Source organism: Acidobacteriota bacterium (genome assembly GCA_012517875.1).
GTDB lineage: Bacteria > Acidobacteriota > JAAYUB01 > JAAYUB01 > JAAYUB01 > JAAYUB01.
This window is the reverse complement of the sequence record JAAYUB010000148.1, coordinates 20,275-30,634: the sequence shown is the minus strand read 5'-3', so window position 1 is coordinate 30,634 and position 10,360 is coordinate 20,275. Positions and strand designations below refer to the sequence as shown.

8 protein-coding genes are annotated in these 10,360 nt (G+C 66.5%); 5 read left to right on the top strand and 3 right to left on the bottom strand.

The window, feature by feature from the left end; translation table 11 throughout:
* The first annotated feature begins 272 nt into the window (after positions 1-272).
* Both GX414_15000 and GX414_14995 read left to right on the top strand, forming a co-directional pair.
* Complete coding sequence (locus tag GX414_15000; protein NLI48409.1) at positions 273-806, top strand: ATP-binding protein; 534 nt, start codon at positions 273-275, stop codon at positions 804-806.
* Positions 807-1,066: 260 nt separating this feature from the next.
* Entirely contained in the window at positions 1,067-2,041 is a 975-nt protein-coding gene (locus GX414_14995; GenBank protein NLI48408.1) for a polyprenyl synthetase family protein, read from the top strand.
* 103 nt (positions 2,042-2,144) lie between these two features.
* On the opposite strand, the gene GX414_14990 is transcribed toward GX414_14995, so the two are convergent.
* The 3 genes from GX414_14990 to GX414_14980 all read right to left on the bottom strand — a co-directional run bounded on the left by GX414_14990 (position 2,145) and on the right by GX414_14980 (position 4,551).
* Positions 2,145-2,897, bottom strand: coding sequence for a zf-HC2 domain-containing protein (locus tag GX414_14990; protein NLI48407.1), 753 nt, complete (start codon positions 2,895-2,897; stop codon positions 2,145-2,147).
* A 76-nt stretch (positions 2,898-2,973) separates the two neighbouring features.
* Positions 2,974-3,534: an RNA polymerase sigma factor gene (locus GX414_14985; GenBank protein NLI48406.1), complete on the bottom strand. Its 561-nt coding sequence runs from the start codon at positions 3,532-3,534 to the stop codon at positions 2,974-2,976.
* Positions 3,535-3,540: 6 nt separating this feature from the next.
* Positions 3,541-4,551 carry an NAD(P)-dependent glycerol-3-phosphate dehydrogenase gene (locus tag GX414_14980; protein NLI48405.1) on the bottom strand — a complete coding sequence of 337 codons (1,011 nt, stop codon included), beginning with the start codon at positions 4,549-4,551 and terminating at the stop codon, positions 3,541-3,543.
* Positions 4,552-4,689: 138 nt separating this feature from the next.
* On the opposite strand from GX414_14980, the gene thiI reads away from it, so the two are divergent.
* The 3 genes from thiI to GX414_14965 are packed head-to-tail and all read left to right on the top strand — an operon-like array spanning position 4,690 to position 10,342.
* A complete protein-coding gene (thiI, locus tag GX414_14975; protein NLI48404.1) occupies positions 4,690-5,877 on the top strand; it encodes a tRNA 4-thiouridine(8) synthase ThiI in 1,188 nt (395 codons plus the stop codon).
* Between the two features lie 29 nt (positions 5,878-5,906).
* Positions 5,907-9,767, top strand: coding sequence for a response regulator (locus tag GX414_14970; GenBank protein ID NLI48403.1), 3,861 nt, complete (start codon positions 5,907-5,909; stop codon positions 9,765-9,767).
* Entirely contained in the window at positions 9,764-10,342 is a 579-nt protein-coding gene (locus tag GX414_14965) for an O-acetyl-ADP-ribose deacetylase (GenBank protein ID NLI48402.1), read from the top strand. The genes GX414_14970 and GX414_14965 overlap by 4 nt, the downstream gene beginning before the upstream one ends.
* The last annotated feature ends 18 nt before the right edge of the window (positions 10,343-10,360 follow it).

Sequence of the window (10,360 nt, the reverse complement as noted above, 5' to 3'; positions counted from 1 at the left end):
TCCAGATTGGTAGACAGGAGCAATATAGTCTGTGACTCCGGAAGCAATCACCACGTCCAGACAGAATGCGCCCCTCTCCAGGGGAAGGGTGTGTTTTGTCTTGACGGGAGCGCTCTTCTCATAGATGAGAGTTGAGGGTTCAGCGTTTTCAGGTTCCCAGGTTCGCAAGTTCGCAGGTTCACCGGTATGTTCATTCTCTCATCCTATCTACCTATTCACCGATTCACTCATTCACCCATCCCCCGAATGACCTTTAGTCCCGGAGGCCCCTCATGAAAATCGCCATCATCGGCACCCACGGCTGCGGCAAGACCGCGCTGGCCTTCTCGCTCTGCACCGAGCTGCAGAAGCGTGGCCACCGGGTGGAACTGGTCGTGGAGATGGCCCGCCACAGCCCCTTTCCCATCAATGAAGCCACGTCGGAGGAGGGCCAGCTTTGGATCCTCCATCGGCACATCGTGGCGGAGCTCGAGGCGGGCGCCTGCGCCGACATGGTGGTGTGCGACCGCTCCGTGTTGGACAACTACGCCTATTTCTGCCACAAGTTCGGCCGGCGGGCCCACCTCGACGCGCTGATCGAGGCATGGGTCCGCAGTTACGCGCTGCTGGTCAAGGTCCCCATCGTGGACGAGTGGCTCATCAACGACGGCGTGCGCTCGGTGGACCGCGTCTTTCAGCGGGCCATCGACGCGGGGATCCAGGATCTCATGGGCACTTTCGCCGAGGGGCGCACGCCCGTCCTCCGGCTGAACCATCCGTTCCACGCCGACTCGATCCTGTCACACGAAGTGTTCGGAACGAAGTGAGGATCGAGGCTCGAGACTCGAGGCTAGAGGCTCGTTCCCGTAAGGCGGACTTTGGACATGAGACTTCGGACATCGGCACAAGCGTTAAGGGGCTCGCCGTTCGGGCTTGCGGTTCGGGGTTCGGGGCTCGCGTTTCGGAGCTTGGGTCTCGTCTCCCGTCTCCCGTTTCCCGATCCACCGATCCACCGATTCACCGTTTCGTTGTCTAACCCCGACCCTTGGGTTATAATGCCGTTCCGTCAACGAAAAGGAACGTGCCCGTGAATGCCAGCCTGATCCTGAAGCGAATCCAGCCCGACCTCGAGCGGGTCCAGAGCTGTTTCGACAGCTACCTCAATTCCTCCGTGGAGATCGTGGATCAGCTCGGCCGCTACGTCGCCCGGCAGAGCGGCAAGAAGCTGCGGCCGGCGCTGCTGATCCTCGCCGGTCGCATGATCGGCTGTGAGCCTGAGCGCCTGTACCCGCTGGGCGCGTTGGTGGAGCTGATCCACACCGCCTCGCTGGTCCACGACGACATCATCGACGAGGCCGACACCCGGCGGGGTTCCCCGTCGGTCAACGCCGCCTACGGCAACCACATGTCGGTGCTGCTGGGCGACTGGCTGTACATGACCGCATTCCAAGTGGGGGTGGCCCAGCAGAATTTTCGGATCCTCGACGTGCTGCTGGACGTGAGCCGGAAGATGGTGGAAGGGGAGCTGATCCAGGCCGACGTCCTGGGCCGGCTGGACCTCACCGCCGAAGCCAGCCTCGACATTGCCGCCCGCAAGACGGCGCACCTGTTCTCAGCGGCGACCGCACTGCCGGCTGTCTCAGCCCGCGCCGAGGACGCAACCATCGATCGGCTCACCCGGATCGGCCTCAACCTGGGCCTGGCCTTCCAGGTCGTGGACGACGTCCTCGACTACACCGCCGACGAACAGAAGCTGGGCAAGCCGGTCATGGGCGACCTGCGCGAGGGGAAGCTGACCCTGCCGGTGATCTTCCTGCTCCAGTCGGACGGCGCAGCCGCGCGCCGCATGGTGCAGACCGTCGTGGCCGAGAAGGGGTTCACCAGCGTCCAGCCCGATGCCCTGCTGCGCGAGTTGCGCCGCGCCGGTTGTCTGGAGCGGACCATGGCCTGCGCCCACGCCTATGCCGACCAGGCCCGCACCGAGTTGCTGACCTTCCCGTCGTCCCCGCACCGCAAAACGTTGGTGCAGATCACCGACTTCATCCTGAAGCGGCAGCACTGAGGAACCGGTGAATCGGTGAACGGGGGAGACGCCGACCGGCGAACCTTCGAACCTGTGAACTTGTGAACCTATACCACCATCAGCTATTTGCATTTACGAGCGGTCACCCCTTGACAACCGCCTGCTTGTCCAGCGCGGCGAGGATCGCCCGGGCCCGCGCGGCGTAGGGGTGCTCCAGCTGGGACAGGTGCTCCAGCAGCGGGCGGGCCTCGGCGTACTGCCGCTGGCGCAGCAGCGCGTTGGCCAGGTACCACTCCTCCTCGGGCCGGGGCGGCCCGCCTGTCTCGACGGCCCATCTCAGATAGATGGCGGCGATGGCGTGGCGTCCCTCGAGATAGGCCGCCACGCCGGCATGGAGCATCACCCCTTCGTCGTCGGGATGGCTCTTGAGCCACTCGGCTGCGCCGGCAATAAATCGCTCGTACTCCCCCTTGGCATATGCGGCCATGACACCGGCGCGCGCGTCGGCGGGCGCTGACTCTCCGCCTCGCATTGCCGGCGGCACGTATGCGATGGCCCCCGTCTCGAGCAGGTCGCCCAGCGGGCTGCCCAGTTGCCGCAAGGCTAGGTGGCGAAGCACAAACAAGCCCGCCACCAGCACCACAACGGCGGCCGCCGCCGCGCCGAAGAGCCAGGCCCGGCGCCGCAGCGCCGGACTCATCGCGGCGAACTTGAAGAATCCGCCGGTCAACTCCGAACGGATCTCCGGCGCCAGTGTCTTGAACTTCAGCAGATCATCGAACGCCGCGCGGCACTCGGGACACGCTTCCAAGTGGTCCAGCATCGCGTTCATCTCTTCGGGCGACATCTCGCCGTTGAGAAACAGCGTGATCTTGACCGGATCGCAGTCTATCATGGCTCACGCTCCTCGGCGCCCCGCCTGGGGGCCCTCACCTGTATAAACGGATCCGCCCGTCGAGTGTCCGAACTTTTCACAAATTTTTCCACTCCTCACCCAGCTCCCGGCACAGTTCCCGGAGACGATCGAGGGCATTCCGAAACCGGCTGTGGAGGGTGCTGATGGGGATTTTTTTCAACTGGCTCACCTGCCGGAGTGACAACGGCGGCTCCCGCAGCAGCATCAGGTACACGAGCTCACGCTGGAACGGCGGCAGGCGATCCAGCCGGCGGCTGATGCGGCCAGCCAGGCTTTGCCGCAGCTCGGCTGTCTGGCGGACGATCACCCGAATCTCGGGGCCGGCACTCGGCGCGGCGTGATCGTGCCGCTCCGCGTCAAACGCGCACGTGCTCCGAACCTGCGTCCGGCGGCGGCGGATTTCATCGATGAAATGGTTGATGAGCACCCGGCAGAGAAATTTCTCCGCCTCCCGTTCGTCGGCAAAGGTGCGGTTCGACTCGAGGAACTTTCGGTAACCGTCCTGGAGGCAATCCTCCGCCACGGACGGCTCCTGCAGATATTTCCGGGCCAGGCGGGAGAAGAACACCCGGTTCTTGACGATGAGAATTTCCAGTGCTGCTCGGGCTTCGAGCAAACCGACCTACCAGTTCTCCGGTTTGGCGGGGCGGCTCATCAGGTTCCGGGCGGCCTCGCGGGGATCCTTCCCTTCGAACAGGGTGGCGTACACTTCGGCGGTGATGGGCATCTCCACCCCGAACTGTTGGCTCAGGGCATGGGCCGACTCGGTGGTCGCCACGCCCTCGGCCACCATCACCATCTCCGCAAGGATCTCGGGCAGTTTGCGCCCCCGGCCGATCTGCTCCCCGACGTAGCGGTTCCGCGAGTGCCGGCTGGTGCAGGTGGTCACCAGGTCGCCCATGCCCGCCAGACCGGCGAAGGTGGCCGGTTTGGCGCCCATGGCCACGCCCAGGCGGCTGATCTCGGCCAGACCGCGGGTGAGCAACGCCCCCTTGGCGTTGTCGCCGAAACCGAGGCCGTCGCAGATCCCGGCGGCCACGGCGATGATGTTCTTGATGGAACCGGCCAGCTCCACGCCCACCAGGTCGTCGCTGGAGTACACGCGGAGCGTCTCGCACATGAACGCCTGTTGGATCAGCGGGGGAATCCGCGGATTGGCGGCCGCCGCAACCACCGCAGTGGGAATGGACCGTCCGACTTCCTCGGCGTGGCTCGGCCCCGACAGCGTGGCCAGCAGGCTGTGGAAAAAGACCGGCAGCTCCTCGACCATCACCTGGGACATCCGTTTGAGCGTCTTGTTCTCACTCCCCTTGGCGACGTTGACCACCGGGCAGGGCGTGACCTTGCAGGCCGCGAGCCGGTGCAGCACGCCGCGGGTGAACTGGGCCGGCGTGGCGTTCACGATGAGAGTGACACCGGTGAGCAGGCGGGCCATGTCGGTGGAGGCGTCAATCCCTTCCGGCACCGTGACGCCGGGGAGGAACCGCCGGTTCTCGCGGTGGGTGCGGATGTTGTCCACTTCCTCCTGCTCATACGCCCAGATCCTGACCTTGTGGCCGTTGCCGTGCAACACCACCGCCAGCGCGGTGCCCCAACCGCCGGCGCCAAGGACCACAACCTTGTGTCGTCGCATCTCCATGGTGTCAGCTCCCAATGGCGGCCATCTTAGCCCAGGCCGAGCCGGTTTGCAAGCCCCTCCCGCTCCGTGTGTTAACCTGATACAATGTAACTATCCGCTCGTTGCGGCAATTCGGCCCGGTCCAAGGAGCCCATGCGCGCGCCGTCCGTTACACAGCCGAGCGTCCGCCCCTATGACGTGGTCCTGGTCCATTCGTCCGAGCTGTTTCTCAAAGGGAAGAACCGGATCCGGTTCAGCCGCCGCCTGCTTCAGAACCTGGCCGCCGCCTTTGAGGCGCTGGGGACGCGGGACATCCAGGAAACCATGGGCAAATACCTGGTGCCGCTTCTGCCCGGCGACGACCCGGACGCGGTCGCCCGGCTGCTGGCCTGGGTCCCCGGAGTCGAAACCTTCGCGTTCGCGCACCGTCTCCCCGCTGATTTTGCCGCCTTGCAGGCCTTCATCGCCCGACTGGCCGAAACCCAGCCGCCGCGCACCTTCGGCATCCGCTGCCGGCGGGCCTGGAAGGCCTTTCCCCTCGACTCGCCGGCGATCAGCCGGGAGCTGGGCCACACGATGGTGACGCACGGCTGGACCGTGGACCTGACCGCGCCGGAGCTGCCGGTGCACGTGGATGTGCTGCCGGACAGCATTCTCGTCTTCTTCCAACAGCTCCGTGGCCCCGGCGGACTGCCGGTGGGCGTTTCGGGGCGGGTCGTCGCCCTCGTGTCGGGCGGCATCGACAGCCCGGTGGCGGCGCGGCTCATGGCCCAGCGGGGTTGCCCCGTTGTCTACGTCCACTTTCACAATGTGACGGTCAACGCCGCCGGCGTCCAAGACAAGGTCCGGCGCATCATCCGCTTGCTGCAGGCCTGGCAGCCGGCCAGCCGCCTCTACCTCGTGCCGTTCGGACCGCTCCAGCGGGCGATCATCATCACCGCGCCGGAGGACCTGCGGATGATTCTGTACCGGCGCATGATGATCCGCCTGGCCGACCGGATCGCCGACCGGGAGCACGCCCAGGCTCTGGTCACCGGCGATTCGGTGGGCCAGGTCGCCTCTCAGACTCTGGAAAACCTGCACGCGATCTACACCGAGGCGCGGCGGCCGATTCTGACCCCGCTCATCGGCCTGAACAAGGCCCAGATCACGGACCTGGCCCAACAGTACGGGACGTACGAGCTGTCGATCCTGCCCTACGGGGACTGCTGTGCCTACCTGGTGGGCCGGCACCCGCAGACCCGCTCGCGTCTGGAAGATATCCGGGCGGCTGAGGCCGACGGGCAGTTCCAGCAGCTGGAGACCGCCGCCTTCGAGGCGGCGGAAATCGTGAAGGTGTGACGGACGCGTACCGCGCGAGGAGAGTGGCGATGCCGCACCCGCTGCGTGTCTGGTTCCGATGGGCGCTGGGGGCTCTGCTCCTGACGGGCGCCGCCGCCGCGCCCCAGGACTCGCGCTTCTTCATCCACCATTACACCGTGCAGGAGGGGCTGGCTCAGGACCAGCCCGTGGCCATCCACCAAGATCCGGACGGCTACATCTGGATCGGCACCCTCGGCGGTTTGAGCCGGTACAACGGCCGGTCGTTCACAACCTTCTCCGTCACCGACGGACTGCCGTCGCCCGCCGTCTTCGCCATCCACGGCGACCGGCTGGGGCGGCTCTGGGTGGGCACGTCGGCCGGCGCCGCCGTTCTGTCCGGATCGCGGTTCACGCCTTACACCTTCCGGACGCTCCGGGAGACGCCATCGGTACGGGACATCGCCGAGCTGACCGACGGCACGCTGTATTTTGCCACCAACCGCGGCCTCGTGGAACTCCGCGGCGATCAGGAGCGCCTGCTGTCGCAAGCCGACCGCCCGCACGGAGACGTCCTGCACAGTGTGGCCGTCGCCTCCCACGATTCGCTGTACATTGGCGGCGAGGCGGGCTTGAGCCGGCTGCGCGCGGGACAACTGACACCGCTTCCCCAGGTCAACGGCCCGGGTCGCAGCACCGTCCGAAGCATTTTCCACCATGCGACGACCGGCGAGCTCCTGCTATGCCGGCCCGACCGCCTGACCCTGCTGAACGCCGACGGCCGGTGCACCGACATTCGTCCGGACTCCCGGCCGGACACCATTTACCTGGACGCGGCCATCGACCGCCAGGGCACCATCTGGGTGGCGGCGTCGACGGGCGTCTACTACCGATTTCCCGGCGCGCCCTTTCGCCGGCTCGACGTGGCTGACGGATTATCCAACCGCTGGGTGTACCGGGTGATGGTTGATTACGAGGATATCGTCTGGCTCTGCACCGACAGCGGCGTGGACAAGATTACCGACCGCAGCATCCGCCACTACGGCGTCGCCGACGGTCTGGCGTCCGAGTTGATCTGGGCGGTCCACCGCTGGCGCGGGCGCGTTCTCGTGGGCACCGAAGCCGGTCTGCAGGCACTCGGCGCCGACGGGGTGGAGCGGGACACCCTGCTCTCCGACCGGACCGTCACCGAGATCGTTCCGGTCGGATCCGATGCGCTCTGGCTGGGGACGGATCACGGCATCTACCGGCTGCAGGGTCGCCGGGTTCAGGCGGCCCTCAACCGGCCCGAACCGACAGACTTGTTCGTGTACTGCCTGCAGCCTTTGCCCGACGGCAGCCTGCTCATGGCCTCCGATCGGGGGTTGTACTGCGGTCGGCCGCCAGAACTCGCGACCGTCGAGGCGCCGGCCGCCCTCCGGAGCCACGCCTGCTTCGATCTGCTGCTCTTCGGCGCGGATCGCTGTTGGGTGGGCACCGACTACGGCGTATTCGAAGCCCGCCGCAATAATGACCGGTGGCGGTACCTGCCCCAACCGATCCTCGGCGATGTCAATGTCACCTGCTTCGCCCGGCGCGCCGACGACGACATCTACATCGGCACCGTCGGACGGGGCATCTACCACTGGGACGGCCGCCGTTTCGCGCCGATGGGCGTCGCTCTACCGGACGCCAACGCCAACGTGTGGGCGCTCCAGCACGATCGGCACGGACAGCTCTGGGTGGGCACCAGCCGCGGCATCGCCCGGCTGGCCGGCGACCGGTTCGAAAACTTCAACGCCGTCCACGGACTGCCGTTCACCGAGATCACCAACAAGCGCTGCTTCCTGCTCGACAGTGACGACGCGTTCTATTTCGGCACCAGCCGGAGCCTGCTGGTTTACCGACCCCAGATGGCGGCCTTCTCGGCCCCGCCCCGCGTCCGGATCACCGGAGTCACCATCAACCAGACCGAGTTGCCCCCCCCCGCCGCCGGCCTGCATCTGAATCATGATGACCGGCTGACGATCCGGTTCGACTGCCTGAGCTTCCTCAACGAGGCGGGCAACACCTTCCAGTATCAATTGGAGGGCGTGGACTCCGTCTGGCAGCCGCCCACCGACGACCGGCACGTGGTGTATCCCTTCCTGCCGCCGGGTCAGATGATCTTCCACCTCCGTGCCGTCAACGCCCGGGGGGTGGTCTCTCGAGAAACGCCCGCCCTGGTCGTCGAGGTGAGCCCTCCCTTCACGAGTACCGTCTGGTTCTTCCTGCTGATCCTGCTCGGCGTGTCCGCGGTCATCGGCACCTTCGCGGCATACAAGATCCATTTGGACCGGACCGAGCGTGACAAGCTGCGGCGGATGGTTCAGGCCCGGACCGCCGAGCTGGCCGAATCCGAGGAGAAATACCGCCATCTCGTGGACGGTTCGCTGGTGGGCATCTGCATCCTGCAGGACTGGCGTGTTGTGTACATCAATCCCGTGATCACCGAATTGCTGTGTCATCCGCCGGACAAGATCCTCGGCACCGAAGTCATCCGGTTCGTCTTTCCCGAGGATATTCCCATCCTGCAGCGGAATATGGCGCTGCGCGACGCGGGAGACATCCTGCCCCACGAGTACGAAACGCGGTTCGTGTGCGGCGACGGCACCGTCCGGTCGGTGTTGATCCGGGCCACAGTGACCACGTTCAACGGTCGTTCGGCGATTCTGGCCAACCTGGTGGACCTGACGGAAACCAAGCGCCTGCAGGAGCAGGTGGTTCATTACCAGAAACTCGAATCCATCGGCACTCTGGCCGGCGGCATCGCCCACGACTTCAACAACATTCTGCAGGGTATCACCGGCTACACGTCTCTCGTCCGGATGCAGGTGCCGCCCGACTCGCCGCTCCAGGGCGACCTGGCCATGATCGAGGAGGCCGCCGCGCGGGCCACCGTGCTGACCCGCAAGCTGCTCGGCTTCGCCCGCAAAGGCAAGTACGTCGTGCAGGTGTTCGATCTTCACGAGGCGATCGATTCCGTGATCACGTTCTCGCGCCGGACCATCCCGTACACCGTCGAATTCGAACGGGCGTTCCACGCCGGGCCGCTCTGGGTGCGGGGCGACCGCACCCAGATGGAGCAGGTCCTGCTGAACCTGTTCCTCAACGCCCGCGATGCCATGCCCGACGGCGGCCGCATCCGGGTGGAGACCCAATCCGTCAATGTGGACGGCGACCTGGTGCGCGACACCCATGTGCTCAAAACGGGCCGATACATCCGCCTGGTGGTCGCGGACACCGGCACCGGCATCGACCCGGCAAACCTGCCCCGGGTGTTCGATCCGTTCTTCACCACCAAGGCCCAGGGGCAGGGCTCCGGCCTGGGCCTGGCCACGGTCTATGGTATCGTCAAGAACCATCAGGGATATATCTATCTGGACAGCGAGCCCGGCCGGGGCACCCGAGTGCTGATCTTTCTGCCGGCTACCGACGCGCCGGCTCCCGCCGCGGCGGAGAGCGCAGCCGACGCCGGTCCGGAGGCGGCGCTGCCGCTGGCCGGGCGGCGCCTGCTCGTGGTCGATGACGAGAGTCTCAACCGACTCTTCCTCAATCGCCTGCTGCGTACCGCCGGGGCGGACATCCTTGAGGCCGCCGACGGGCAACAGGCCGTCCGCGTGTTTCAGGACCATGCGGACGACATCGACTGTGTCATCCTGGACATCAACATGCCGGTCAAATCGGGCGATGCGGCTCTGGCGGAGATTCAGTCGATCCGGGCGGACGTGCCGGTGGTCGTGCTCAGCGGCTACGGTGAGGACGCGTCCGTTTACCAGATGCTCCGCCGCGGCTGCCGGGGCTTTCTGCACAAGCCGGTGGACGCCGTCGCGCTCCTCCGGTTGATCGGAACCATCCTGAACCCGCCGGCGGCAACCGAAACGGGCGCGCAGGTGCCGGAGGGCGAGCCATGACGCCAGCAACAGCCAGCCGGCGGATCCGAGACTGCGTGCTTGAGCTGTCGCAGGGCGACATCACCCGGATGGCCGCCGACGCCATCGTGAATGCAGCCAACTCCAGCCTGATGGGCGGCGGGGGAGTCGACGGCGCCATCCACCGGGCCGGCGGCCCGGCGATTCTCGACGATTGTCGTCGGATCATCGCCCGGATCGGCGCTCTGCCCACAGGCCAGGCGGTCGCCACCACCGGCGGGCGCCTGCCGGCCCGGCGGGTGATCCACACCGTCGGTCCCGTGTGGCGGGGCGGCGGCGCGGGCGAACCGGAGCTTCTCGCCGCCTGCTACCGGTCCTGCCTGCGACTGGCGGCCGACGAGGGACTCGACACGGTGGCGTTCCCCTCCATCAGCACGGGGGCGTTCGGCTATCCGGTCGCCGCCGCCGCCGCGATCGCCCTGCAGACCGTGGCCCAGTGTCTGCACGCCAACGGGCGGCCCCGACGGGTCCGTTTCGTGCTCTTCGACCGCGCCACTCACGACGCCTACCGGAACGCGCTGGATCGGCTGCCGGACCCCACTGCCGATCCGGCGTGAGCGGATGCCTGGATCCGC

Coding starts and splice junctions, on each gene's coding strand:
- GX414_15000 (NLI48409.1), top strand. CDS start 273: ATGAAAATCGCCATCATCGGCACCCACGGCTGCGGCAAGACCGCGCTG.
- GX414_14990 (NLI48407.1), bottom strand. CDS start 2,897: ATGATAGACTGCGATCCGGTCAAGATCACGCTGTTTCTCAACGGCGAG.
- GX414_14980 (NLI48405.1), bottom strand. CDS start 4,551: ATGCGACGACACAAGGTTGTGGTCCTTGGCGCCGGCGGTTGGGGCACC.
- thiI (NLI48404.1), top strand. CDS start 4,690: ATGCGCGCGCCGTCCGTTACACAGCCGAGCGTCCGCCCCTATGACGTG.
- GX414_14970 (NLI48403.1), top strand. CDS start 5,907: ATGCCGCACCCGCTGCGTGTCTGGTTCCGATGGGCGCTGGGGGCTCTG.
- GX414_14965 (NLI48402.1), top strand. CDS start 9,764: ATGACGCCAGCAACAGCCAGCCGGCGGATCCGAGACTGCGTGCTTGAG.